At 60.1% G+C, this 25765-nt stretch carries 26 protein-coding genes; 10 read left to right on the top strand and 16 right to left on the bottom strand.

Annotation, left to right across the window (positions count from 1 at the left end; all coding sequences use genetic code 11):
* Positions 1-77: 77 nt before the first annotated feature.
* The gene (locus FBZ97_RS12225) at positions 78-449 is read right to left on the bottom strand and encodes a hypothetical protein (RefSeq protein ID WP_168192600.1); all 372 of its coding nucleotides are present in this window, start codon (positions 447-449) and stop codon (positions 78-80) included.
* Between the two features lie 135 nt (positions 450-584).
* Positions 585-1208, bottom strand: coding sequence for a glutathione S-transferase N-terminal domain-containing protein (locus FBZ97_RS12220; protein WP_246661745.1), 624 nt, complete (start codon positions 1206-1208; stop codon positions 585-587).
* Positions 1209-1321: 113 nt separating this feature from the next.
* Between FBZ97_RS12220 and ftrA the strand changes: the two genes are divergently transcribed.
* Positions 1322-2314, top strand: coding sequence for a transcriptional regulator FtrA (ftrA, locus tag FBZ97_RS12215; protein WP_145319861.1), 993 nt, complete (start codon positions 1322-1324; stop codon positions 2312-2314).
* 550 nt (positions 2315-2864) lie between these two features.
* Here the strand turns inward: ftrA and FBZ97_RS12205 are convergent.
* Together FBZ97_RS12205 and FBZ97_RS12200 are read right to left on the bottom strand one after the other, a co-directional pair.
* Positions 2865-3689, bottom strand: coding sequence for a hypothetical protein (locus tag FBZ97_RS12205; protein ID WP_145319859.1), 825 nt, complete (start codon positions 3687-3689; stop codon positions 2865-2867).
* Between the two features lie 230 nt (positions 3690-3919).
* The gene (locus tag FBZ97_RS12200; RefSeq protein ID WP_145319857.1) at positions 3920-4942 is read right to left on the bottom strand and encodes a LacI family DNA-binding transcriptional regulator; all 1023 of its coding nucleotides are present in this window, start codon (positions 4940-4942) and stop codon (positions 3920-3922) included.
* A 167-nt stretch (positions 4943-5109) separates the two neighbouring features.
* Here FBZ97_RS12200 and ltnD point away from each other — a divergent pair, with 167 nt between their 5' ends.
* From ltnD to FBZ97_RS12170, 6 genes are all read left to right on the top strand, one after another.
* The gene (gene ltnD, locus FBZ97_RS12195) at positions 5110-6018 is read left to right on the top strand and encodes an L-threonate dehydrogenase (protein ID WP_113389563.1); all 909 of its coding nucleotides are present in this window, start codon (positions 5110-5112) and stop codon (positions 6016-6018) included.
* A 3-nt stretch (positions 6019-6021) separates the two neighbouring features.
* Positions 6022-7296, top strand: coding sequence for a 3-oxo-tetronate kinase (gene otnK, locus FBZ97_RS12190; RefSeq protein WP_145319855.1), 1275 nt, complete (start codon positions 6022-6024; stop codon positions 7294-7296).
* Positions 7293-7943, top strand: coding sequence for a 3-oxo-tetronate 4-phosphate decarboxylase (otnC, locus tag FBZ97_RS12185; RefSeq protein ID WP_145319853.1), 651 nt, complete (start codon positions 7293-7295; stop codon positions 7941-7943). The genes otnK and otnC overlap by 4 nt, the downstream gene beginning before the upstream one ends.
* Positions 7944-7945: 2 nt before the next feature.
* Positions 7946-8710 carry a TIM barrel protein gene (locus tag FBZ97_RS12180; protein ID WP_186449484.1) on the top strand — a complete coding sequence of 255 codons (765 nt, stop codon included), beginning with the start codon at positions 7946-7948 and terminating at the stop codon, positions 8708-8710.
* Between the two features lie 196 nt (positions 8711-8906).
* Positions 8907-9893 carry a D-erythronate dehydrogenase gene (denD, locus tag FBZ97_RS12175; RefSeq protein ID WP_145319849.1) on the top strand — a complete coding sequence of 329 codons (987 nt, stop codon included), beginning with the start codon at positions 8907-8909 and terminating at the stop codon, positions 9891-9893.
* Positions 9890-10666, top strand: coding sequence for an SDR family oxidoreductase (locus tag FBZ97_RS12170; protein ID WP_145319847.1), 777 nt, complete (start codon positions 9890-9892; stop codon positions 10664-10666). The genes denD and FBZ97_RS12170 overlap by 4 nt, the downstream gene beginning before the upstream one ends.
* Positions 10667-10721: 55 nt before the next feature.
* On the opposite strand, the gene FBZ97_RS12165 is transcribed toward FBZ97_RS12170, so the two are convergent.
* Both FBZ97_RS12165 and FBZ97_RS12160 read right to left on the bottom strand, forming a co-directional pair.
* Positions 10722-11684 (bottom strand): trypsin-like peptidase domain-containing protein, encoded by a 963-nt coding sequence (locus FBZ97_RS12165; RefSeq protein ID WP_145319845.1) that lies wholly within the window; start codon positions 11682-11684, stop codon positions 10722-10724.
* A gap of 172 nt (positions 11685-11856) precedes the next feature.
* Positions 11857-12339, bottom strand: coding sequence for a MarR family transcriptional regulator (locus FBZ97_RS12160; protein WP_246661744.1), 483 nt, complete (start codon positions 12337-12339; stop codon positions 11857-11859).
* A 39-nt stretch (positions 12340-12378) separates the two neighbouring features.
* Here FBZ97_RS12160 and FBZ97_RS12155 point away from each other — a divergent pair, with 39 nt between their 5' ends.
* The gene (locus tag FBZ97_RS12155; protein WP_113329216.1) at positions 12379-13647 is read left to right on the top strand and encodes an FAD-dependent monooxygenase; all 1269 of its coding nucleotides are present in this window, start codon (positions 12379-12381) and stop codon (positions 13645-13647) included.
* Positions 13648-13726: 79 nt separating this feature from the next.
* Here the strand turns inward: FBZ97_RS12155 and FBZ97_RS12150 are convergent, their stop codons facing one another.
* Complete coding sequence (locus FBZ97_RS12150) at positions 13727-14233, bottom strand: hypothetical protein (RefSeq protein WP_145319843.1); 507 nt, start codon at positions 14231-14233, stop codon at positions 13727-13729.
* Positions 14234-14398: 165 nt separating this feature from the next.
* On the opposite strand from FBZ97_RS12150, the gene FBZ97_RS12145 reads away from it, so the two are divergent.
* A complete protein-coding gene (locus FBZ97_RS12145; RefSeq protein WP_145319841.1) occupies positions 14399-15031 on the top strand; it encodes a hypothetical protein in 633 nt (210 codons plus the stop codon).
* Between the two features lie 150 nt (positions 15032-15181).
* Here the strand turns inward: FBZ97_RS12145 and FBZ97_RS12140 are convergent, their stop codons facing one another.
* Positions 15182-15430, bottom strand: a complete 249-nt coding sequence (locus FBZ97_RS12140; protein WP_145319839.1) for a hypothetical protein — start codon at positions 15428-15430, stop codon at positions 15182-15184.
* A 278-nt stretch (positions 15431-15708) separates the two neighbouring features.
* On the opposite strand from FBZ97_RS12140, the gene FBZ97_RS12135 reads away from it, so the two are divergent.
* A complete protein-coding gene (locus FBZ97_RS12135) occupies positions 15709-16932 on the top strand; it encodes an ROK family transcriptional regulator (protein ID WP_145319837.1) in 1224 nt (407 codons plus the stop codon).
* Between the two features lie 83 nt (positions 16933-17015).
* On the opposite strand, the gene FBZ97_RS12130 is transcribed toward FBZ97_RS12135, so the two are convergent.
* From FBZ97_RS12130 to FBZ97_RS12095, 8 genes are all read right to left on the bottom strand, one after another.
* Positions 17016-19037: a beta-N-acetylhexosaminidase gene (locus FBZ97_RS12130; protein WP_145320053.1), complete on the bottom strand. Its 2022-nt coding sequence runs from the start codon at positions 19035-19037 to the stop codon at positions 17016-17018.
* A 27-nt stretch (positions 19038-19064) separates the two neighbouring features.
* A complete protein-coding gene (locus FBZ97_RS12125) occupies positions 19065-19535 on the bottom strand; it encodes a GNAT family N-acetyltransferase (RefSeq protein ID WP_145319835.1) in 471 nt (156 codons plus the stop codon).
* A 12-nt stretch (positions 19536-19547) separates the two neighbouring features.
* Positions 19548-20474: an ABC transporter ATP-binding protein gene (locus tag FBZ97_RS12120; protein WP_145319833.1), complete on the bottom strand. Its 927-nt coding sequence runs from the start codon at positions 20472-20474 to the stop codon at positions 19548-19550.
* The gene (locus tag FBZ97_RS12115) at positions 20471-21286 is read right to left on the bottom strand and encodes an ABC transporter ATP-binding protein (RefSeq protein WP_145319831.1); all 816 of its coding nucleotides are present in this window, start codon (positions 21284-21286) and stop codon (positions 20471-20473) included. The genes FBZ97_RS12120 and FBZ97_RS12115 overlap by 4 nt, the downstream gene beginning before the upstream one ends.
* Positions 21283-22185, bottom strand: a complete 903-nt coding sequence (locus FBZ97_RS12110) for an ABC transporter permease (RefSeq protein ID WP_145319829.1) — start codon at positions 22183-22185, stop codon at positions 21283-21285. The genes FBZ97_RS12115 and FBZ97_RS12110 overlap by 4 nt, the downstream gene beginning before the upstream one ends.
* Positions 22182-23165 (bottom strand): ABC transporter permease, encoded by a 984-nt coding sequence (locus tag FBZ97_RS12105; protein ID WP_145319827.1) that lies wholly within the window; start codon positions 23163-23165, stop codon positions 22182-22184. The genes FBZ97_RS12110 and FBZ97_RS12105 overlap by 4 nt, the downstream gene beginning before the upstream one ends.
* 22 nt (positions 23166-23187) lie before the next feature.
* A complete protein-coding gene (locus FBZ97_RS12100) occupies positions 23188-24756 on the bottom strand; it encodes an ABC transporter substrate-binding protein (protein ID WP_246661759.1) in 1569 nt (522 codons plus the stop codon).
* A gap of 518 nt (positions 24757-25274) precedes the next feature.
* Positions 25275-25670 carry a RidA family protein gene (locus FBZ97_RS12095; protein WP_113329227.1) on the bottom strand — a complete coding sequence of 132 codons (396 nt, stop codon included), beginning with the start codon at positions 25668-25670 and terminating at the stop codon, positions 25275-25277.
* Positions 25671-25765 lie beyond the last annotated feature (95 nt).

Raw genomic sequence — 25765 nt, 5'->3', positions numbered from 1 at the left:
AGTCGAGAGCATGCGCTGCCGTGATGTAAGCGGAGGCCGACCCACACTCGGCTTCCGCTTATGCTCTATTTCGAGCGTCAGTCGAGGACCGGGCAGCCGCGCCGATTGGCGAAGACCATGCGGTCCGGACCGCCATCGTTCCAGCCGCGAACGACGATGCGGCGTCCGTTACTGTCGACCGAATCAATGCGACGGAAGCCTTCCGCGCGCGCGGCGCGCATGAGATCGCGTCTGTCGCAACCGCGGTCACGATCCCAGCCCCTGTCGCGGTCACGATCCCAGCCGCGCGGCGGACCTCTCCAGTCCCGACCCTGGTCGCGCTGCCAAGGCGGCGGCGCATAATCATCATCGCCGCCATAATACTGCGCCGAAGCGACAGACGTCATCAGTTGCAACGCGGCCAATCCGACCACGGCAACACGCGAAATCCGTACCAAACCTTCAAGCATTTCCCTTACCCCCATTTCCTGTCTTGTAGACAAGAATAAAGATATGCCGATTCGCGTGAACTCTGCCTGAACGCAGTCGGAACTGGATTGGGTGCCGCGCTGCCGCCCAATCGCAGCGCTTTTGCGCGACATGTCTCAGCTGAAGGGAAAGGCGCGAAATTCCGCGCTCTCCTCGGCACGCACCGACAGCGCATGAAGGCGCGGGCAAGCCTTTACATCGAGGGCATCGGGCAGCATCTCGCGCGTAAAGCGAAACGCGACAGCACTGGTGATATCAGCCTGGAGCGGCCGTCTACCGAAAAGCCAGGGATCGGCCCGCGGCATCTCCGCCTCCAGCAGACGGTACGCCGCCGCAAGCTGACCATGAATTCGATCGAGCCAGGGCTGATGCTGCTTTTCCATAGGACGCAGCTTATGCTCGTAGACGATCTGAACGGTCTTTTCACATGCTGCCAGCGCAAGACCGATGATGCGCAGAGACCGGGCATGAGCGTGCGGATCGACGGGCATGAGGCTGCGCCCGGGTGGCGCGATGCGTTCGGCATGCGCGAGAATCAGGCTCGAATCCATCAAGACGGTTCCCTCATCCGTGACGAGCGACGGTGCCTTCACGACGGGATTGATATCGGCAAAAGCCTCGAAAGCGCTGAAAACAGAAAGCGGCTCATGCACGAATGCTATATCGAATGCGCGCAGCGAGATCGCCACACGCCTGACAAAAGGCGAATCCAGCATTCCGATCAGTCTCATATCCACCATCACCATCTCTTTGCTTGGACAAGCGCAAGGACCGCGCCGCGATCCGATGAGGAATAGTAGTCGTGGGCGGACGGCTATTGCCAGTGGCCGAAAAAGCCATTAGCGCAAGGATCATGCCAAAGAACGCCAACCCGCTTGTCGTCATCGCCGCCTATGACCAGCTCTGCACCTTCGAATTCGGATGCGCCTTCGAAGTGTTCGGATTATCGCGACCGGAAATGGGGCCGGGCTGGTATCGCTGCATGACCGCTGCAGTAGAGCCCGGACCCATTCGAGGTGCCGGCGGCCTGACCGTCAATTCGGACGGTGGCCTCGAGCTGTTCGATCAGGCGGATACGATCGTCATACCGGGTTGGCGAGGGCCGGGCGCCGCGGCTCCCGAGCCGCTTCTCGAAGCGCTACGGAAAGCCCACGCCAAAGGTGTCCGGCTGGTGTCGATCTGCGGAGGTGCCTTCGTGCTGGCTCAAACCGGCCTGTTGTCCGGCAGACGCGCGACGACCCATTGGCATCATGCCGCAAGGCTTGCTTCCGCCTATCCGGAAATCGATGTCGAGCCGCATTCCCTCTATGTCGACGAAGGCGACATATTGACATCGGCCGGCAGCGCGGCCGGGCTCGATCTTTGCATTCATGTCGTGCGCAAGGATTTCGGTGCCAAAGCAGCCAATAGCGTGGCCCGGCGCCTTGTCGTCGCCGCCCATCGCGAAGGCGGCCAAATGCAGTTCATCGAGCGCCCGGTCGCAGGGCGCGGTGCCACGCGGCTATCCGCTCTGCTGGATGCGATCCGGAGAGACCTCGCACAACAATGGAGCGTCCAGCGCATGGCGGAAGAAGCATGCGTAAGCGTGCGGAGCCTGCATCGCCACAGTCGCGAGGCGACGGGGGTCGCACCCGGGGAATGGCTTCAAAACGAGCGTCTCGCGCGATCACGCGAGCTTCTGGAAGAAACAAGCCTTCCTGTTTCGGTCATCGCAATGCATGTCGGTCTGGGAAGCGCTGCAAACTTCCGTCATCATTTTCGCACAAGCGTCGGATTGTCACCGACAGCCTATCGATCGCGATTCCGCAGCGCCGACGGCGAACAACAATCCCGTGCGTCTAACTGAACAATATCTATCGCGATTTGGAGCCTTTGGAGATGTAGGATCTACCCCCGGCTGTACGGCGAGGACGCGGCGTCGCCCGCGAGAGCCGATCTCCGCGGTGCCAGTCTGTGATTGCCGAATGGACCGATTGGGATAGAAGCATCGCCCCGGCCAGGCAATAGAGCAGGACGATGATGGCTGCCTCGACGATCAGAGGCAGAAATGCAAAGCGAGCGCCGGGGCTTTCCTCCTCTTCAGGGAGCAGATCAGGCAACCCGAGGATCATCGCCGTCAACGGCGAGGCAAGGATAGCAACGAAAGCGACACCATGAATCCAGAGGCGAAATCGAGGCAATTTTCCCGCCACCCAAAAGGCCAGAAGCGGAGCGCCTATATTGCATATCAAGCCAAGTAAAACAGCGATCTCTGTCGGCAGGATCGAATCGTCGTGCATGAATTCCCAATCCCTCAATGCTACCCAGATTAGTGCCATGCACCCTAAAAAACAACTTGATCGTCTGCGCCCACACCCAGCAGAAATGAGGCTTTCACCGCTACAAATGATCGGAAATCATTGCCACCATGGTTCGCGGCGATGCCATTTAAGATCACGCCGGCGGCTCCTTCCCTCAACCTTCCTGTCACCCTTCAAATGATCCAGATAACCGCCCAGGACACTATTGATGAAAACATGGGTTTTCGTCAGACTTGAGCCGAGCCGCCTGAATCTGGCTTCCTTGTCCTGTTCCATCTGCTGGAGCACCTTCCAGAAGACGAAGCTGTCATGGCTTTCCTTCAGCGTCAGGAAATAGCCGGAGGAATAAGCCCCTTCGAAACGGTCGATGAAGGTCAATATCGCCGGATGACGCAGGTTGTATCCCACCCATCCGCATTCGGGATAGATTCTCCTGTTCAGATAGGCGGCAAGCTGATTTCCGCGCGGGGCGATTCCATCGAGAAAACTCTTCGGAATGGGCCTATGGGTCACGGTATCGGCATCGAGCCATATCAGCTGATCGACCGTGTTGTGATAGCGCCTGACGGCATCGGCGACCGCAAAGACCTTGTTGGAAAAGCGCACGGCGTCCCACCGGAAATCCCGCACCAGCCCATTGCGTGACGAGATATATCCGTTTGCCTGCGGTTCGCTGCCATAGGCATCGCGAAAGCCGCGCAGCCGGGGCAATGTCTCGCAATGATCGAAAACCAGAAGACGGCGGTCCTTCTCCTCGATTTCGACATTCTCGGCATAGACGACCAAAGAGACTTCCTTCGGCCAGCAGGCAAGGAAGGTCTCGATACATTTCTTGCCGTAGTCACGATAACCCTTTTCATGAAAGGTGGTGACAACGATATGGCTCAGCTCTTCCCGTTGCCACGGATTGGTCAGGAACATCGGCAGTCGGACTCCGCAATAAGATAACTCGCCATGCGTCTATCCGATCGTCTTGGCCTGCCGGTTTCCAAATATTTCCGAACTGTGGATTTTCAGGGAAATCTTGTTGCAAAGCTTAGGCTTAAAAGGGCTGGAACCCACATGCAGGCATCACGGCTCATCTGGTTCAAACGGACCTGTCGCCGACATCAATCTAGGCATGCGTCGGAAGGAGGAATTATGAAGAGATATCAGGAAGCGCCGTCAGCCGCTTCATAACCATCGATTCCCACGATTGTCGGCTTGAACGCTACGGTTTTCCGCATTGCATCCCCGCCGGTCACGACCGCATGGCGCACCAATTGCGCCGCAACCTCACCAATAGCGCGCCGAGGCGAGCGGGAGGTTGCGATCGGCGCGGGTAGCGAAGCGACCAGATCCAGCCCGTTGAAGCCGGCAATCAGGATCTTCTCAGGAACCGCGACACCCAGCTCCATGCAGGCAAACAAGCCGCCGCTCGCCATGTCATCATTGGAGTAATAGATGCAATCGAGGTCCGGAACCGCCGCAAGCAGCGATGTCGTGAGCTGCTTTCCAAGCGCGATCGAGGAAAAGGCATCTTCGATCCGCTGCTCGGCAAACCCCAGACCATGGGCATGCAGGATGCGTTCGAAGCCGGCCTTGCGCTTGGCCGCGCGCAGATCCCTTGCCAGAGCACTGCCGACATAGCCGAACCGTCTTCGCCCCGCCGCAATCAGCGCCTCGGCCATATCCTCTCCCGCGGCGCCATGGGACAATCCGACATTGAAATCGATCGGCGTGCCGTCGAGATCCATGAGCTGGATGACCGGAATATTGGCGTGGCGGAGCAATTCCGCCGTCTCCTCCGGCTGATCGAGGCCAGTGACGATGATGGCGCAGGGCTGCCAGGACAGCATGTCGCGGATGATCTCGCGCTCCTTGGCGACATCATAATCCGATATGCCGAACACGGCCTGCATGCCGGAACCGTCGAGGCCGGCGGAAATACCGGCAAGGACCTCAGGAAAAACGATGTTCGACATGCTGGGAACGACGACGGCGACCAGATTGGTGCGCTGCGAGGATAGCGAGAGCGCCAGCCTGTTGCCGACATAGTTCATCCGCGTCGCTGCTTCGATCACCCTGTCACGCGTCTCGCTGGAAACGTCGGCGACGCCGCGAAGCGCACGCGATGCCGTCATCTTGCTGACGCCCGCTTCGATCGCGACTTCTTCCAGAGTGGGTTTGCGCATCCCCAAGCAACCCTCGATGAACCATGGCGGCTGGCACGATGCCGCCCCTCTTCATAGAATGTTTCCCGAAAAAGGCAAACATCCTCCTATTGACAAATACCGGGAAATTGAGGCTTGTTATCGATACCGGTACCGGTAACATAGCCGAAAATTGCAGAGGTAGCACGGTGCAGAACACGAAGAAGGCCGCCGTCATCGGCCTGGGGTCCATGGGTTGGGGCGCCGCCCTGTCCCTTCTCAAGGCAGGTTTTGCCGTCAGTGGCTGCGATGTTCGCAGCGAGGTTCTTGCCCGCTTTGCCGAGAACGGCGGCTCGCCCTGCACGACGCCGGCATCAGCGGCCGACGATGTAGACGTGATCCTTGTCTACGTCGTCAACAGCAAGCAGGTCGAAGACGTGCTTTTCGGCCGAGACGGTGCGCTGAAGACCGCACGGCCCTCAACCGTGTTCCTGCTCTGTACGACCATGGCCCCGAGCGCTACGATCGCCATTGCGGAACGACTGGAGGAAGCAGGCATGCTCGTTATCGACGCTCCCGTCTCCGGCGGCCATGTCCGTGCGCTTTCGGGTGAGATTACCGTCATGGCATCTGGCACTCCCGAAGCTTTCGAACGAACCTCCGCGGTGCTCGACGCCATCTCGGCCAAAGTGTTTCGGCTGGGAGATCGTCCTGGCGCCGGCTCGCAGGTCAAGATGATCAACCAGCTGCTGGCCGGCGTGCACATCGCCGCGACAGCCGAGGCCATGACGCTTGCCGCCAAGGCCGGCATCGATCTGAAAACGCTCTATGACGTGATCTGCGTATCTGCCGGCTCGTCCTGGATGTTCGAGAATCGCGGCGAGCACATCGTATCCGGCGATTACACGCCGCGTTCGGCGGTCAACATTTTTGTCAAGGATCTCGGGATCGTCACCTCGGAAGCTGACAAAGCCGGTGCTGTTACTCCACTTGCAGCAACGGCGCTCAACCTCTTTGTAGAAGCATCGGAGGCGGGCCTGGGCCTGGAGGATGACGCAGCCGTTGCGAAGATCCTGGCCGCTAGGAGCGGTGCCAGCCTGCCGGGCGTAAGGGACTAGGCCATGACGCTCCTGCTTGGCTGCATCGCGGATGACTTTACCGGGGCGACCGATCTGGCCGCGCTGCTGGCGCGCAGCGGATTATCCGTTTCGCTGCGGATCGGCGTTCCACAAGACAAACGTGACCCGAACGAGACGGCGGCCTTCGAGGTCATAGCCCTCAAATGCCGGACATCGCCTGTCGATACCGCCGTCGATCAGGCACGTCAGGCGCTGGCATGGCTGAAGGACGCCGGTGCTAGCCGCTTCTTCTGGAAATATTGCTCGACATTCGACAGCACGGCCGAAGGCAATATAGGTCCAGTCGCGGATATGCTGATCGCCGAGACCGGCGCGACCCAGACGATCTATTGCCCCGCCTTTCCGGAGAACGGACGCAGCGTCTTCATGGGTCATCTCTTCGTCGGCGAACAGCTTCTGTCGGAGAGTCCGATGAAAGATCATCCGCTGACGCCGATGCGCGATTCCAACCTCGTGCGGCTTCTGACACCGCAAGTGTCCGGCCGGGTCGGCCTTGCCAATCGCAACATAGTTTCAAAGGGCGCCGCAGCGTTGAAAGCACGGCTGGAGGAGTTGGGAAATGATGGCATTCGACATGTGATTGTCGATGCCATATCCGACAATGATCTTCGAACGATCGCGGCGGCATCCTTCGACATGCCGCTGCTGACGGGCGGCAGCGCGATTGCCGGCCAGCTTCCACGATTTTACATGGAACAGGGCCTCGTCAGCTTCTCCGAACATCGACAGACATTGCCAAAGGTCACCGGCGGCTCGATCGTCCTATCCGGCAGCTGCTCTGCCATGACGCGCCGGCAGGTTGCCGACTATGCCGACAAAGTTGCCAGCCTGCGGCTCGATCCGATCGCGCTTGCGCAAAATGGCGCAAGTGCTGCGCTGGAGTGGTTGCATCAACAATCTCCCGATGCGCCGAAGCTCATCTATGCCACCGCCGAACCCGACGAGGTGCGGCAAGCTCAGGAACAGCTGGGCAGGGACAAAGCGGGGCGGGTCGTCGAAGATGCTCTTTCGAAGATAGCCCGCATCGCTTTCGATTGCGGAACGCGCCGCTTCGTCGTTGCAGGCGGCGAGACATCCGGCGCGATCACGCAGGCGCTCGGCGCGGCGCATCTGACTATCGGACCAGAAATCGCACCCGGCGTGCCTTGGACTTTCACGACCCTTGGGAATGAAACCGTCGCCCTGGCTCTAAAATCTGGCAATTTCGGCGAGGAAACCTTCTTTACGGACGCTTTCGATAGATTGGAAGCGGCATGAGCGAAGAAGCCGCACTGCGCGAACAGATCTGCACGATGGCCAAATCGCTTTACGACCGCGGCTTGACCGCCGGCTCCTCCGGCAATATTTCGGCGCGGCTCAGCGATGGACGGCTGCTGGTGACGCCGACGGGCGGCTCCTTCGGTCGTCTCGACCCCGCCCGCCTCTCGCTCTTTGATGGCGGCGGGCGCCTGATCGGCGGCGACAAGCCGACGAAGGAAATGCCGCTACATGCCGCCTTCTATGAGACCCGGCCGAAAAAGACAGGCGCCGTCGTCCATCTCCACTCCAGCCATTCGGTGGCACTCTCGATCCTGCCCGGCGTCGACGCCGACAACATGCTGCCGCCGCTGACAGCCTATTCGATCATGAAGCTCGGCAAAGTGAAACTCCTGCCCTATTTCATGCCTGGCGATCCGGCCATGGGCGATGCCATCCGCGGCCTGGCCGGCAAGCGCAGCGCCGTGATGCTGGCGGCACATGGTCCCGTGGTCTCGGCGAAAGATCTGGAAGCGGCTGTTTATGCAATCGAAGAACTGGAAGAGACGGCAAAGCTTGCCATTCTGACCCGCGGGGCCAATCCTTCGCTGTTGACGGATGCGCAGATCGCCGATCTCGTCCGCACCTATGACGTGGAATGGGACTGAACATGACGCGCTTTTCGGCCAATCTGGGATTCCTGTGGCAGGAGCTTTTCCTTCCCGACGCCATCCGCGCCGCCAAGGCCGCCGGCTTCGATGCCGTGGAATGCCATTACCCTTACGACACTCCCGCTGAGGCCGTGCGTCAGGCATTGGAGGAAACCGGCCTTCCCATGCTCGGCCTCAACACCGCCCGCGGCAATGTCGCGGCCGGCGATAATGGACTTGCCGCCATTCCGGGCCGCGAGGACGAAGCCCGCCTGCTCATCGATCAGGCGATCGACTATGCGGCCGCCATCGGTGCGCGAAACGTGCATGTGATGGCCGGCAAGGCAGCCGGCGACGAGGCAAAAGCCACCTTCATTGCCAATCTGCGCTATGCCTGCGAACGCGTCAGCAAGATGGGGGCGACCATCCTGATCGAGCCACTTAACTATCGCGATGCGCCAGGCTACTTCCTTCAAACGGCGGATCAGGCACGCGACATCATAGCCGCGGCCGGTGCCGAGAACCTCAAACTGATGTTCGACTGCTATCACATCCAGATCATGCAGGGCGATCTGACCCGTAGGCTGCAGGATCATATGACGGCAATCGGCCATATTCAGATCGCTGCCGTGCCGGATCGGCGCGAACCGGACCATGGGGAGATCGATTATCGTCACATTCTGCAGGTCCTGGAAAAGCTTGGCTATGACAGGCCGATCGGCGCGGAATATCGGCCGGCAACCACGACGGATGCAGGACTTGCCTGGCTGCAGGCATTCAAATGAGAGACCGGCTTCGAGAACGACTAACGGCCTTCAAAGAGATTCACTCGGGAAGTGTCCCGAATACTGATGTCAGCTTGGAGCAGTTCAGCTTTTCCTTAAATCCGTGAGCCGCTCCGTCTGTTTGTTTCTCGCAATTCCGGACGGAAAACCGCTACGCACTTTTCCTGGAATTGCTCTATTGGGAGGAAAATCCGATATGCATGTTTTGATCCTGGGTGCCGCAGGCATGGTCGGCCGCAAGCTCGTCAACCGCATCGCCGCCGAGCCGAAAATTCTCGGGCAAGCCATCGATCGCCTGACACTGGTCGATGCCTTCCAGCCGCTAGTGCCGGAAGCGCTTCAATCCGTATCAAAAGCCCTGACGATCGATCTTGCGCCAGCAGGTGTTGCGGAAAAGCTCATCGAAGACCGTCCGGATATGATCTTCCATCTCGCCGCCATCGTCTCCGGCGAAGCCGAGGCCGATTTCGACAAGGGGTACTCCGTCAATCTCGATGGCACGCGAGCACTCTTCGAAGCCATCCGCCAGCAGGGACTGAAATCCGCCTATGTACCGCGCGTCATCTTCGCCTCCTCCATTGCCGTGTTTGGCACCCCCTTCCCCGAAGTTATCGGCGATGAATTCCTGACCGCGCCGTTGACGAGCTATGGCACGCAGAAGGCGATCGCGGAGCTCCTGCTTGCCGATTATTCACGCCGGGGCATTTTCGATGGCATCGGTGTCCGACTGCCAACCATCTGCGTTCGGCCCGGCGCTCCGAACAAAGCGGCCTCCGGCTTCTTTTCCAACATCCTGCGCGAGCCGCTGGTCGGCAAAGAGGCTGTCCTGCCCGTCAGCGATACGGTGCGCCACTGGTTTGCAAGCCCGCGAGCGGCGGTCGGTTTCTTCGTTCATGCGGCAACGCTCGATACGGCAAAGATCGGGCCGCGGCGCAATCTCACCATGCCGGGGCTTTCGGCGCTCGTTTCCGATGAGATCGATGCGCTGCGCCGTGTCGGCGGCGACAAGGCGGTTGCGCTGATCCGCCGCGAATCCGATCCGGTGATCGAGCGCATCGTTTCCGGCTGGGCGACGCAGTTCGATGCCAAGCGGGCGAGTGATCTCGGCTTCGAAGCAGAACAGAGCTTCGACGAGATCCTGCGGGCGCATATCGAAGACGAACTGGACGGGAGGGTCGCATGACGGAGGCGTCATCGAACGCACAAAGTGCAATCGCGCTGGTGACCGGCGGCGGCACCGGCATCGGCCGAGCTATCGCCAAGGCGCTTGGCTCGGCAGGCTTCAGGGTCGTCATCTCAGGGCGCCGGGCTGATGTTCTCGAAAAAGCTGCTCGTGAGCTTTCGGAGGAGACCAGGGCGGAGTTTCTTGCGGTTGCAGCCGATGTCAGCGACCCCACATCGGTCCGCAGCCTCTTTGATGTGATCGCCGACCGCTATGGCCGCCTCGACCTTCTGGTCAACAATGCCGGCATGGGCCTGCCGGCCGTGCCGATGGAGGAACTGAGCTTCGAGCAATGGAATGCGATTGTCGGAGCCAATCTGACCGGCGCGTTCCTGTGCACGCAGCAGGCCTTCCGCCTGATGAAAGCCCAGGTGCCGCAAGGCGGCCGCATCATCAACAACGGTTCGATCTCGGCAACGACGCCGCGGCCGCATTCCGCACCCTATACGGCCACGAAACACGCAATCACCGGTCTCACGAAATCGACGGCACTCGATGGCCGTCCCTTCGATATCGCCTGCGGGCAGATCGATATCGGCAATGCCGCCACCGACATGACGGCGAGGATGAGCGCCGGCGTACTGCAGGCAAATGGCGAGACCGCAGCAGAACCGACGATTTCGGCAGAGCATGTCGCCCGCGCCGTCGTCTACATGGCCACGCTGCCGCTCGACGCCAATGTTCTTTCCATGACCGTCATGGCAACGAAGATGCCGCTTGTCGGCAGAGGATAAAAGAGAACGGCAGCACCGAGTGCAATGCTGCCGTTTTTGTGGTTTGCGCTATTCGTTAGATTGCGGGTCGTGCGGAAGGCTTGACCTGCCTTCGCTCAATCAGGCCGGCAACGCTGAAGATCAGGACCTCGATCTCCATGCCGATCTTGTCGCCATCGAGCAACCGGACGACATCGTCTATGCCGGATACAGCCTGGCCATCGATGGCGAGTAGGTAGTCACCCTCCTGCAATCCGCCCTTTTCGGCCGGGCTATCCTTCTCGACACGACGCAGCCGCACAGCGGTCGAATGCGTGACGCCAGCCTCCAGCGCGATGCGCCGATGCAGCTCGACCGTGTCGGCGGCAATGCCAATATAGGCGCGCCGGACGTGGCCGAAACGCAGGATCTCGGACACAACATGCTTGGCCGTGTTGGAGGCGACCGAGAATGCGATGCTCTGCGCACCCTGAATGACGGCGGTATTGACGCCGATAACCTCACCCGCCGACGAAACCAGCGGACCGCCGGAATTGCCGGGATTGAGCGCGGCATCCGTCTGGATGATATCTTCCATCAGCCGACCGCTCGCCGCGCGCATGGAGCGGCCAAGCGCCGAGACGATGCCGGCCGTGACAGTCCATTCGAAACCAAGGGGATTGCCGATAGCGATCGCGATATGACCGCGCTTGAGCGATTTGGAATCGCCAAGTCGCGCCCAATAGCCCGGCCAGTCATTGGCGCGGATGAGAGCGAGGTCGGTATCCGGATCGCGCCCCAGCACCCTGCCCTCGACAGTCGCGCCTTCCGGAGTCTTGATGCGCACGGCTTTGGCGTCGTCGACGACATGATTGTTGGTGACAACCAAGCCGTCCGGCGAAATGGCGAAGCCGGAGCCATGTCCGGCGCGGCCGCCCAAACGCTCGATCCGGCTGACGGCGGGCCCGACGAGATCGACGGCACTCGATACCGATTGCGAATAGGCATCCAGCAGCCCGGCATCGGATGACGGCTGGATGTCACGATCAATGAAGCCCATGAAAACTCCTCCGACGCGGACGCGTCGCTACGAGGACCGGCAGCAACTGTTGGGAGGCAGGAGGCTGTCAGTTCGACAGATTGAAGTGGTGACTATTCAAATGAGATGTCACCCTATCGAGTTCAAGAGCCGACCGAACGCACTCTTCCAACCGACCGCACGGCGGCCGAAATCAGCTCTTGTCCTGCTGCAACAGCCGCTCCAGTTCCCGCTCCTGCATCTCGATAGCTTGCGTGACGAAGCGCAAGATCACCTGCTTTTCCGCCTTTGAAAACTGTTTGAGCATCTGCGAGCCGGCCTGCGCGATCGGGCCATAGGCTTCGCGTCCTAGCCTGATCGCCTTCTCGGATGGTGCTACCAGCACGCGACGCCGGTCGTTGGGATCGGGAACGCGGTGAAGAAGACCGCGTGCCGAAAGGCGGTCGATCAAAGCAGTAACCGACGGAGGCGCAAGGCCGATAGCCTTGGCGACGGCGTTTGCCGGCTGCGGCGCGCGCATGATCACGCTGAGACAGCGCCGCTCGGCGCTATTGAGCCCATGCAGCTTGCCGAAGGTTTCGTCGAAGCTCTCCGTCGCCTCTTGCCAGCGCATGCAGGCAAGGCTGATGTCTTCCACGAGGCGATGCTCATCTTCATTTGACTTTTGTTCGATCATCGAATAATTCATTTATCAAACTTTTAGAAGGAAGAACCAATGTGCCCCATTGACGATCCTGCTGCAACCATGAATCGAGCGACAAACCGCGAGGTGACGGTCGGCATATGCGGCGCCGGTATCGGCGGGCTTGTGCTCGCGCTCCGGCTGGCAAAGCTCGGCTTTCGTCCGGTGTTGTTCGAAGCCCGCTCAAAGGAAGCCGCCTTATCCGAAGGGGAGTTTCTGACGCTCGCTTCCAACGGCATGAACGGGCTGCGCACGGTGGACTGCTACGAAGAAGTGTTGCGCCAGGGATTGGAGACCCGCGCCATCGAACTCTGCAACGCGCGCGGTAAAAGGCTCGCACTCATCGACCAGAGCGACCATTTGGCGACATTCGGCACGCCCGCCGTCACTATTAAGCGCGGCGTTCTCACAGGCATCCTGATCGAAAAGTGCCAAGCCGAAGGCATCAGCGTGCAATTTGGCTGGCGCGCGACCAAGGTCGACAACCTCCCGCATGCCGTAACGCTCAACTTCTCCGAAGGTGCAGGCCTTGCCGTCGACCTGCTCGTCGCCGCCGACGGACTGCGATCCTTCGTCCGTACGCAAATATTTCCGGATTATCCCCTGCCGCAATTTACCGGCCTGATCGGCACAGGCGGCCTCGTCGATGCCGACATACCGGATATGGATGGCGTGATGCGCATGACCTTCGGAGAGAAGGCCTTCTTCGGCTACATCAAGACGGCATCCCACCCCGTCTACTGGTTCGAGTCCTTCCCCGCCGACACACCCGACGCTGTACGCACACTGGAACCGACGGCACTGGCCGCTCATGTTCGCCAGATGCATGCCGACGATCCTGAACCCAACAGATCGATCCTCCAGGCGGTCGGTCAGATCGAACGCAGTTATCCCATCTTCGACATGCCGCAGCTTCCGGTCTGGTCGAGCGGGCGTGTCGTCTTGCTCGGCGACGCCGCTCATGCCATTGGCCCGCATGCCGGCCAAGGCGCCTCGATGGCGATAGAAGATGCGGTGGTCTTGTCATCTTGCCTGGCGGATACGCTCGACTACGGTACCGCCTTTGCCCGCTATGAGGCCCTGCGGCGCCCACGCATTGCTCGCGTGGTGAAGCTCACTCGGCAAAATGCTTCCAGGAAGCGGAAAAACAGTCGGCTCAGCCTGTTTCTGCGCGATCTGCTTCTGCCCTTGCTTATTCCGTTAAGTGTCAGAGCCGGCCGCAGATTGTTTGCATATCGAGTCGATCTCGATCCGCTCAAGGCAAATCCCTCAACCGAAAGCGCTCACAAGGATGCCGCCTGACATTCGGTCGGTCTGCTGAGGCCAATCTAGGAAATCGGAATAGCAGGCGCAATTCCCTATACCTGCCGGCACGGAGGAGCTATTCGCGCGGCCAAGCCAGCCTGCTCCAATTTGCAATATAGATTACAAATGCGATGAACATTCCCGATCCAATAAGGTCCAGCCGATGGCGGCCGAAAAGGAAGAGGCCGAGAAGCGCCAAGCCGATCGAGGAGGCGATCAGGAAGAGCGAGGGGATTATGCTTGTGATGGGCACCCCCGCCTCGCCTTCGGCTTCGACGCCATCGCCGGTCACGTGACCATTGGAGCCTGGTGATCGGTTACCGAGCCTGACTGTCACCTTGCCGCGTCTGGTGGCGAGCCTGCCCCGAACCTTCTTTCTTGAGGTCAGAAGCACAAGCGCCATCGATATGAGCATGCTGCCGAAGCCCCAAGAGAAAACCGTGCATGCTGCCATGGCGGTCGCGTTTGCATAGGTCCGATAAAGATGAAGTGCCAAGGCTCCCATTGCTATGGTGATGGCAAGAAACAAGGAACCGACGATCAGGAATGTGACCCTGCCGGACAATTGCGTTTCGCCTTCCACGTGACCTCCCCATCGACGTCTATCTGCTCAATGCAAATTAGGAGGATGCCGACGATCTTCAAATGCCGGCGCGATATTCGGCCCAGTTCAGCTGCACGCCGGCACGATCTTTACGAAGCAACGAGCGACCATAATTAGCTGACGTATCGGGTGATGGAGGAACTCATGAAGATACGAAGATCCCTTTCGGCGATGATCATCATCGGCCTTTCTGCCATTCCAGCCGAAGCTGCGGGGATCGATTGCTCAAAGCCGGGCTCGCCAAGCGATCATGTGATCTGTCAGGACAAATCGCTGCTTGCCCGCGATGCAATGGTGAGGGATCTCTATGCCGCCGCCCTGAAACGCGATGATACGGACAAGATCCGGGAACGGCAGCGCCGCTGGATCACCAAAGTGCAATCCTGCGGCGATGCAGCATGCGCCCGGCAGGCCTATGACGATCAGATTGCGTCTCTCTTGAGGACCAAGGGCGGACAAAGCGCTTCGATGGATTTCCAGTCGAGCAGCGCCGACGGCAATGAGGGCCACCTTGCCATCTTCGGACCGGTCGGTGGTCTCCTCGCAGTTTCGCTCTCCTCGGCCTTCGTCGGCCCGGGCGGAGCAGATGCCGGCGACGTCAACGCCGACGGTCTCGATAGCGTCGTACCGCTGACGAAGGGACACGCTGAACTCTCCAGAGACGCCTGCAAGATCGATCTCGATCGCCTTAACGCAAAGACCTGGCGTGTGTCGCAGGCGGGCGTGTGCGATTTCGCCGCCGGGGTGACCTTGCAGGGTACCTATCGCAAACAGTGATATGGCCTAAGCCCGGTTGACTGCGAGGTGAGGAATATCTCGCAATACGGCAACGTCACCGTGCACCAGACCGTCATCGATAACCAGGAATTTTTGTGATCCAGCCGCCACCGGCGGCCGGGTGATTTGAGAAAGACTGAAATCCGGCGCTCAACTGCCAACTGCGTCGGCGGTGCACTTCTTGACGAAACTCGTCTTGGCGGCACCGGCAAGCTTCTTCGATGCGGCCTGAGTATCGCAGGCGCTTGCGGCATCCTTCTCGCATTTCTTTGTAAAGCTCGTCAAAGCGGCGCCCGCCAGCTTCTTGTCGGCGGCCTGGGCCTTGCATGTCGCATCCGCTGCCATCGCACCGCCGGCGATGCAGGTCGAGACAATGGCTATTGCAAGCAGTCTGATCATCGAATTCCTCCGGGCTATCCCGGCAAAAGACCGGGTTAGCGGAGTCTAACGGAATGCCCGCCGGAGTAAAGATATGCGCCAATCATCCACGCAAAAGAAAAAGCCTTCTGTATTATCCCTCAAACGGCACGGACCTGGCCGACCCCGTCTTGAATCGATCGACAAAAGAATAGAAACTGCCCACATAGGGGCAAGCAATGTCATGCGGCCACCCTCACCTCACGCACTGGCGAAGCGCGACAAGCAGCAACACGAACTGAGTGCTCCACTATCCTCTCATGAAGACTATTTCAGGCACGAATCTCGAACAGGCCAAATCTCACAACCGGCGCGTCGTGATCGAGGCCATTCGCACCAATGGCCCGATGTCGCGGGCCGCCATTGCCCGCATGACGGCGCTGACCACACAGACCGTTTCGAATATCGTGGAGGAACTCGCGCGTTCGCATCTCCTGATCGCGATGGAGGCGCAGAAGATCGCCCGCGGTCAACCGATTACGCCCTATATGATCAATCCGGCTGGCGCCTACTCCATCGGTTTGGAACTCGGGCGCCAGCGTGCGGCCGGCGTGCTCACCGATCTGTCCGGCGCGGTCTGCGCCCGCGTCGAGTGCCATGTCGACAGACCGGGACCGACTGAGGCAATGCCGGTCCTTGCAGAGATCGTCAGGGATCTGCAGGAAGCCTTCTCCTTTGACCGCGACCGGCTGCTCGGCGTCGGTATCGCCTTACCCGGGCGCTACGCTGATGGCGGCGTAACCTCGCTAAGTCCGCTCAACCTGCCGGGTTGGCAGGATTTTCCCGTTGCCAGTGAGCTGGAACGCCTGATCGGCCTGCCCGTACTTGTCGAAAACGACGCTACGGCAGCGGCGATCGGCGAGCGGCTCTATGGCGTTGCCCGCGGCCTTGGCAGCTTCGTCTATCTCTTTCTTGCCGGTGATGGCGGCATTGGCGCCGGAATGTTCCTCGACGGCCATCTCTACAAGGGTAGCCGCGCCAATGCCGGCGAAATCGGCCACATCATCGTTGAGCCGCATGGCAGGCTCTGCACTTGCGGCAAGCGCGGCTGCCTCGACCGCTATGTCTCGCCATCCGTCGCTTACGAATGCCTAGGCATCGAGAATGCACAGGAGCTGGACCCCGACGATCTGGATGCGCTGATCGCGGCAAACGGCCATGGCCTGAAGGCATGGCTGGAACAGGCGGTACAGCCGCTGCGCCAGACGATCGACTTTCTCGAGTTGGCCTTCGATCCGCAGACGATCGTGCTTGGCGGCAGTGCGCCAACATCCTTGATGACGGGGCTAGCCGAAAGCGTTGAGCCTCTCCACACCCCAGTCAACCCAACCGAAGAGCGCAGCATTCCGCGGTTGATGATCGGCGCCAGCGGTAAGGATACCGCCATTTTAGGTGCGGCCGCTCTGCCTATCTTTTCCGAAACGAACCCGCAGTTCGATGTCCTGCAGAAGCCGTTGACGCATCGTGCCGTTACTCAGCCTTGAAGGGCCTAGCGCCAGCCCTGCATTATTGATTTAACTCAGGCGCGACCAATGCGGGGCGCGCCTGAAGGCTACGCATCAGGCTGTCACAATTGATGCAGGCCGTATAGCAGCGGCATGGTGCCGGCCAATGCCTTGAAACGTTCCCAGGATTTGGCCGATGGCTTCGTCCAACCCGTCTCGGCAAGTGCCGAGAGGCGCGGAAAGACCAACCGGTCGAAGATTGCCCGATCGGTCATCGATTCCGACCAGATGCAGGCCTGAATGCCACGAAGCTTTTCCTTCTGGGCGTCCGTCCAACCACCGATGGGATCGAAGGTGTAGAGTTTCTCCGGATCCGAATGGCCTGCCCAGCTTGCGCCCGGCTCGTCCCAATCCGGGCGCATCGCCATGTCGAGATAATAGACCTGCCCCGGGCAAACGACGATCTCGTATCCGCGACCGGCAAGCTCCGCCGCCACCTCGACGCTACGCCAGCTGCAGAGATAGCTCTTGTCCTTGTCGATCCTGTCGCCATGGGCCGCCTCTTCCCATCCACCGGTCACGCAACCCTTTGAGGCGAGAAATGCCTGGATGCGTTCCAGGAATTCCGCCTGCAGGAAGGCCGCGCCCGAGCCATGAATATCGTCGGCTCCATGCGTATTGGTGATGACGTTCAATCGCTTGGCATGCGCTTGCGCAACGTCATCACCGGCGATCTCACGCAAGCGTGCCAGCGCCTCCGGCGAGCCGGACCAGGCGCCGAGGGGAACCTCGTCGGCACCGATATGGATCGTCTTGAACGGGAAAAGCTCGATCAGCTCCGAGAGGATCGTCTCGATCACTTCATAGGTCTTTTCACGCGCCGGGTTGATGCAATTATCCGGGAAACCCTGAACAGAATAATAGCTGCCGACTTCGTTTGGATCGCGCAGCTCCGGAATCGCCTGAAGCATGGCATAGCAATGGCCGGGTATATCGACCTCCGGCAGAACCTCGATGCCAAGACCCTTAGCGTAGGAGACGATGTCGCGCACAACGGCCTTGGTGTAGTAACCACCGGTGCGGGCCGGGCTGGAGCCGAGAAGCGGCGGCATCGGCAGGCCATGGCCGCGCCACGCGCCGATCTCGGTCAGAGCCGGATAGGCATCGATCTCGACACGCCAGGCTTCATCATCCGACAAATGCCAATGGAAGCGGTTCAGCTTATTCCAGGCAAGCACTGCCATCAGCTTCTTGATTTCAGCCGAACCGTAGAATTGCCGTGCGACATCGAGGTGCAGGCCGCGCCAGCTCATCGCGGGTTCGTCGACGATCTCGCCGGCCGCAGGGAAATGGAATGCCTGCGGGTGCAGGCGCGCGCCGCGCCAGATCTGGCCGATGGTGACGAGACCATAGACGAAGCCGGTCTGCGCGCTCGCTTCGACGGTTATGGTTTCGGGCGAAAAGACGATTTTATAGGCCTCGGCGCCTAAACCCTCAACCTCTCGCAATTCCACGGGTACGGCACCCTCCGCTTCGGAGCGGATCAGTCCTTCGGCGGAAAAGAGGTGCTCGACGAGAGCCGTAAAGCTTTCGGCGGCAGCCTGCGCCTCCGGCGCCATGGCCTTCAAGGCAAAGCCTGCGGGAAGCGGGCGACGGGAGGAGACAGCGACGCGATTCGGCCAGGGAATGATCGCCAGCGGCACCGGCGGATTGGCCGGCACCGGGTAGACCTCCGCGCCGCGCTTCAACGGCGCATTGCTTGACGACGTACGCGTCGGCTCCGTGCCAAGTGAAACCGTAGTGCCATCGGCAAATGCGAGATAGGCGCTGTTGGCACCATCGTTCCAATGTCGGAACTGCCAGCTCAGCGCGCAAACGGTGATCGTCCACGTCCCGCCACCGGCCAGCACGAAGCCCTCGGGCGGCTGGAATTCGGTAAAATTGGACAGCCGCCTGGTAACCGTCGCACCTTCGACAATGCCGGCTGGATCGACACGACCGGGGCCGCTGACACAGAGCGTAAAGCCGGAAAGCGGCTCCGATGACAGGTTCTTCAGCCGCAGCACATAAGAAAATTCCTTTTCGTCGGTTGGCGGGTTCCAGGTGGTTTCAAGCCGCAGAGCCGGGGATCGCGGTATGGACATGAGCATTCTTTCTTCCTGAAGGATCGTTCAAAGCTTGAGCATGCCGGCATAGATACCGGGTGCGGAATTGGGGATTTGGATCGCGCCGACCGTCTTCTCGTAGAATTCCGAAGGCCCGACATCGCCGATGACGGTATAGGCATAGCCCATGGCTTTTGCATCATTGAGGCAGGCAAAGAGAAGCGCGCGACCGATGCCAAGACCGCGCACGCTCTCGTCGACGCCGGTCGGGCCGAAGAAGCCGCGCGCCGTCGCTTCGTGGCAGGCAAAGCCGACAAGCTCGCGATTACGGGTAGCGATGAAGCAGGTCGGCGGCTGGCGGGTCATCGCGACCGTCGTCTCGCTTGCCCAGCCCTCGCTGAAATGTTGAGCCACCCAGCCGGTGATCAGTCGCAGTTCCGGCGGCAGCGCGCGGCGGATGGTGACATCAGCCTTCGCCATGCGCTCGGGCGATTGCGTGTCGACCGGCAGGGTCGATAGATTGACCAGGTAGTCCAAGGGGAATTCCTCCTAATTCGATGCGACCAGCGCACGCATGAAATGATTGGGGCCGACCTCCTCGACCACCGTCGAGATCGGACGGCTGAGCGCGCGGATCTTCTCCGCCTGCTCCAAGAAGCGGGCACTGCCACCGGTCACGAACCTGCGGCCGCCGTCCGGCACAGCCGAAAGCAGAAGCTGCGTATAGGGATGCTTCGGATCGGTAAGCACGGCATTGGTCTCGCCCCACTCGACCATGTGGCCGGCAAACATCACGACGATCTCTTCCGCAACATGAGCCGCCGTCGCGATATCATGGGTGATGTAGAGCATGGCGAGATCGTTTTCCCGCTTTACCCGCGCCAGCAGATCGAGAATGTCCTTGCGGATCGAGACATCAAGCATCGAGGTCGGCTCATCCGCCACCAGCACGCTCGGAGAGACCGCTAGCGCACGGGCGATATTGACGCGCTGACGCTGGCCCCCGGAGAGTTCGTGCGGGAATTTCTGACGCGTCACCGAAGGATCGAGCCCGACGCTTTCGAGCAGCTTCGCTATATCCTCGTCCCGCTCGGCCTTCGGCTTGTCCTGACCGTGCAATTGCAGCGGCCTTGCGATGTGATGATTGATGGTAAAGGCCGGGTTGAGCGATGAGAACGGATCCTGGAAGACCATCTGGACGTCCTTACGGTACATCCGCTCTTCCCTGCCCGACCCTCGCGCCGTGCGATCCTGCCCACGAAACTGCAGCCTGCCGGCCGTCGGCTTGTCGAGCCGGGCGATGATGCGGGCGCAGGTGGTCTTGCCGCAGCCGGATTCGCCGACCAATGCCAGCGCCCGTCCCGCAAACAGCGAGAAAGAGACGCTCTTCAATGCGTGTACCGGGCCGAAATGGCGCTGGATATCATCGAGCCGGATGACGGGTTCTGCAGTTACGGCCTGTATCTGCGGGTTCATGCGAAAACTCCGGGAGAATGGGCGCTGGCCGGAAGCTGCGGGATGGCATTCCAGAGCTTGCGCGTGTACTCATGGACAGGCGACTGGCTGACCTGGGCTACATCGCCGACCTCAACCAGTTCGCCCTTCAGCATCACGCCGATGCGATGGCAAAGCTGGGCCATCAGATGCAGGTCATGGGTGATGAAGAGCACCGAGAAACCATAGGTCTGCTGCAGGTCGAGAACCTGCTCCAGAATCTCACGCTGCACGACGACATCGAGCGCCGTCGTCGGTTCATCCATGATGATGAGTTCAGGACGCAGCGCCAGGCAGATGGCGATGACGATGCGCTGACGCATGCCGCCGGAAAACTGGTGCGGATAATCGCCGACGCGATGCGCGGGAATGCCGACCAGCTTGAACATCTCCTCGGCCCGCGCACGCGATTCCTGGCGTGAGCAGCCGGTATGGCGATGCAGGACGTCGTGGAACTGCGCCTCTACCCGCATTAGCGGATTGAGCGAATTCATGGCGCTCTGGAACACCATGCCGATGCGCTTCCAGCGGATCTTCTGCAACTCGCCTTCCGGCATGCTGAGCAAGTCCTGACCATCGAGCCGAATGCTTCCGCCACTGATCCAGGCCGGCGCCTTCGATAGCCGCGTGATCGCGTAGGCGATCGTGCTCTTGCCGCAGCCGGATTCGCCGGCAAGACCGAAGATCTCACCGTGGCCGATATTGAAGGAGACATCCTTCACCGCCCGGAAATCGCCCTTGTCGAGCAGATAGTCGATATTGAGGTGTTCGATTTCAAGCAGATTGTCGCTCATTGCTCGGTCCTCATCATGCGGTTGCGGGCGCGCGTCAGGCGGAACCAGCGGGTCAAGGCGGGGCCGGAACGCAATTGCGGATTGGCGATTTCGTCGAAGGTGAAATTGATCAGCGCGAGACCCAGCCCCGTCAGGGCGATACCGATGGCCGGCACGCCGATATCCCACCAGGCGCCGACCATGATGGCGGAAGCATTCTGCGCGTTATAGAGCATGGTGCCCCACGTGACCTTCAGCGGATCTCCGAAGCCCAGATATTCGAGCGTGGTCTGGGCAACGATCGCATAGATGATACTGCCGACGAGGTTGATGCCGATGAGCGGCGTCAGATTCGGCAGGATTTCGACAAAGATGATGCGCCAGGCCGGTTCACCAATCATCTTGGCGGCGGTAACGAAATCGCGGTTGCGTAAGGCCATCGTCTGCGAGCGTGTCATGCGTGCGCCCCATGGCCAGGACGTCAGCGCAATGATGGTCATGATTGTCATCGGCCCGACCGTGCCCGCGAAGGAGGCAAGCAGGATCAGGAGCGGCATGTTCGGGATAACAAGCACGGCATTGGTGGCAAGGTCGAGCGCCGCGTCCGTCTTGCCGCCGGTATAGCCGGCGATGAGGCCAATGGCTGTGCCGAGCACGGTAATCGCGATGCCGGTGGCGAAGCCGACGGAAAGCGAGCTTCTGGCGCCCCAGACAAATTGCTTGTAGACGTCGCGGCCCATCTTTGTCGTGCCGAAGACATGTTCGACAGATGGCGGCTGATGCGAGCGGCCGACGCGAGCGCCGGGTTCGCCTGGAGCGATGACCGGCGCGAAGATCGCCATCAGGCATAGCGCGGCGACGATGATGAAGCCGACAAGCGCCTTCTTCTGGCTGAAGATGGATCGGAACGAGAAGCTCATCGGCCTGCCTCCCTCAATCGCGGATCGACGAGACCGTAGATGATGTCGACGAGGAAATTGGCGCCGAGAGTTGCGAGTGTCATCAGCAGCAATTGCCCCTGGATCACAGGATAGTCGCGCGCCACGCTGGCGGTAAACAGCGTCAGGCCGAGACCTGGATAGTTGAAGACGATCTCGGTGACGATCGAGCCGCCGAAGACGGCCCCTAGCATCAACGCGAGATTGGTGAGCACAGGCAGAAGCGCATTGCGCGCGCCATAGCCAAACATGACGGCGAGATTGCTCAGCCCCTTGGCCCGCCCCATCGTCACGTAATCCTCGCCGAGCACGACGATCATGGATGAGCGCATCGTCGTCTGAAACTCGCCGATCAGGAAAGGCGATAGCGTCAGAACCGGCAGGATCGCGTGCATGAACACGCTGCCCACGAAGGTGAAATTAAAGCCCGGATCGAGATTGGGATCGTAGGCATATCCCACCGGGAACCAGCGCAGTGACACCGCGAAGATGAACAGGGTCGTGAGCGCGACAATGACGGGCGGTATCGAGAACAGGATGACTGCGAAAGGCGATACGATTGTATCGAACCGCCCGCCGCGTCTCCAGGCCGCGATGGCGCCGAGCACGACGCCGACACACAGCGAAAATATGATCGCCGTGACCACCAGGAAGATGGTCCACAGCGTTGCCCGGCTCAGCACCTGGACCACCGTCTGCGGGTAATATTTGACCGAAACGCCAAGATCGAAGGTGGCAAGGCCCTTGAGATAGTCGAGGAACTGCATCATGATCGGCTGATCGATCTCGCCGAAACGCGCCTTGATCGCCTCCACCGCCGCGGGTGTGGCCCGCGGCCCGAGTTGCGCGACCATGGCATCGACGGGGCTCCCCGGCATAAGCCGGGGAAGAATGAAATTCACGACGATCGCGAAGGCCAAGGCCACCGCATAGACGCCAAGGCGCCGGCTTGAAACACGCATCTCTGCTTCCTTCGCTGTGGTCTTATTGGACCGGCTTCAGACGCAGCAGATGCATGAGACGCATGCGGTTATTGTCGTGGTTTTCCGGGTTCATCACGGGATCCTTGTCCGTGACCCAACCGGTGAAACGCTTGCTGGAATATTGGTACCAGGTCGGGCCGTTGAAGACGGGAACGACCGGGAAGTCATCGGCGATCAGAACCTGAATGTCGTTGAAGATCTTCTTGTGATCCTCATCGGAAGAAGACTTCAGATATTGATCGAAGAGCGCATCAAGCTTCGGGTTGGAATAGCGCGCCGCGGCGACGGTAAGCTTGCCGGCATAGGCCGTCGACAGGCTTTGATAATAGCCCTGGAACGGGGTGGCACTATCGGCGCGCGAGTTCATGACGACATCGAAGCTGCCATCGAGAAGCTGCTTGCGCCACTGCTCGTATTCCGGCGTTGCGACCGAGGCGTTGATGCCGGCGGCGCGCAGCCCTTCGACGGCGATCTGCACTGCGTCGATCCAGTCCGTCCAGCCGTTCGGTACGATGACCGCGAAGGTGATCGGCTTGCCGCTCGGCGTGGTGCGGAAACCATCGGCACCCTTCTTGTAGCCGGCGTCGTCGAGGATCTTGTTTGCCTTTTCGGTGTCGAAGCCCATGAAGGCGTCCTTATCGCCTTCAGCTGACTTATTGCGCCAGCTCTCGAAGCGCGGCGGCAGGCCGCTGGCATGCAGGTTGACGACCGGATAGCCGAAGCCGGCAATATCGACCATCGACTTGCGGTCCATCGCCAGGCTGAAGGCATGACGGAAGTTGAGGTCCTTGAAAGCTTCGAGATTGCCGGCATTCGTGGATTTGAAGTTCATCTCGAAGGCAACGGTTTCCGCCGGCGGCTGCCAGTAACCATTATGCTGCGGGTCGAGCGCGACGAAGGTCTTGTCGATCTGCGGCAGGAACGAGCCGATCCAGTCCACGGTGCCTTCCGGCAGCAGCGCCAGCATCTGGTCATTACCCGAAATCTGCGGCAGACGCAGGCAGTCGACATGCAGCGACGCGGCATCCCAGTAGTTCGGATTGCGGCACTGCTCGTAGACTTGCGGCGTAAAGCGGCGGACCTCGGTCATCGGGCCGGAACCGACGGGCTTCTCGTTCTTAAAGGCGACCGGATCGGCAACGTCTTTCCAGATATGCTCGGGTACGACGGCGAGATCGGCGAGCGATTCAGGGAATTCGGAATTCACAGCCTTGAGCTTGATCGTCACCTGCGTTGGCGACGGCGCTTCGACGGAGGCGACCGTCTGACCGACACCGACGGTATCGACGGCCGGGTTCTTCAGCATCAGGTCGATCGTGTATTTCACGTCTGCAGAGGTCAGCGGCTGACCATCCGACCACTTCACGCCGGCGCGCAGATCGTAGGTGATCGACTTGAGATCGTCGGAAAACTTGTAGCTGGTCGCAAGCCGCCAGACCGGCTTGCCGCCATCATTGGCGTTGAAGATGACCAACGGCTCGTAGATGAAATCCATCGTGCTCTGACGGCGGCCGGCGAGATCGAAAGGATTGAAGTTACTGACCCAGCTGGTCTGCTCCTCGATATGCATCGTCAGTACGGATTCAGCCGCGGAGGCGATACCCGCACTAAGTGCCAGCGAAGCGCCGAGCGCCGCCGCTGCCAGTGATGTCCGCTGAAATAGATTGCGTAATGACTTTTTCCTCATTCTCATTTCCAGCCCCTCTTGCTGTTTTGGAGTAGTCAATCAAATTGATTTAATCGTGAGTTTTGAAACTCGTCAATCGCTGATTGGAAATCAACAGGCATTGATTTTGTAACCTGGAGGATTGCCGCAGATGTCGGCACCCACACCGCCGCTACCGGAAATTGCATGGAGATATCGGGAGCTACGGCGCAGTGGCACGTTTGCAGTTGCGATCATACGGAGCCGCAAGCGCGAAAAAGCGTGCGCTTATCCACAATACCGAACAGGCACCCTGCCGGCTTGTGCATTTAAGAGCAAATATTCGGGAGATTGATCATCTGGACGCGCCATCGCACATGGACGCGGGATTGATTGCGATGCAGTCCTGGCCGCACCGCAATCGAAGCGAAATCGGCGTTTGCTCAGTCGAGCGGCTTGTAGGCGACGACATCCATTTCGACTTTGACATCCACCATCATGGGCGACTGAACGGTCGAGCGGGCTGGCGGATGATCGATAAAATGCTTTTCGAAGACAGCGTTGAAGCTCGAGAAATCGCGAGCGTCATCCAGCCACACATTCACTTTCACCACATGCTCGAGCGTGCAATCGGCAAGGGCAAGGACATCCTTGATATTGGCGATGACCTGCTCGGTCTGAGCGACGATATTGCCGGCAACGATTTCACCGTTGATGGTCGGAACCTGGCCCGAGACGTAGACGAAATCACCTGCCCTGACGGCCTTGGCGAAGGGGCGGCGCTGGCCGCCAGCCTGATTGTCGGCGACGTCGAAACGGATCAGCTTGTTCTTGCTCATGATATCCTCAGTCTTTCCCTGTTGCTGAAAGCCGCGGTCGCCATCGTTTCATCGGAACAGGCGCACGCGTTCGACTCTCCTGGTAGCTTCCTTAT

Source organism: Rhizobium sp. ERR 942, assembly GCF_007828395.1.
In the GTDB taxonomy this organism is placed as follows: domain Bacteria; phylum Pseudomonadota; class Alphaproteobacteria; order Rhizobiales; family Rhizobiaceae; genus Rhizobium; species Rhizobium dioscoreae.
Note: the sequence above shows the minus strand (reverse complement) of the source record. Positions and strands in the feature narration are given on the sequence as shown.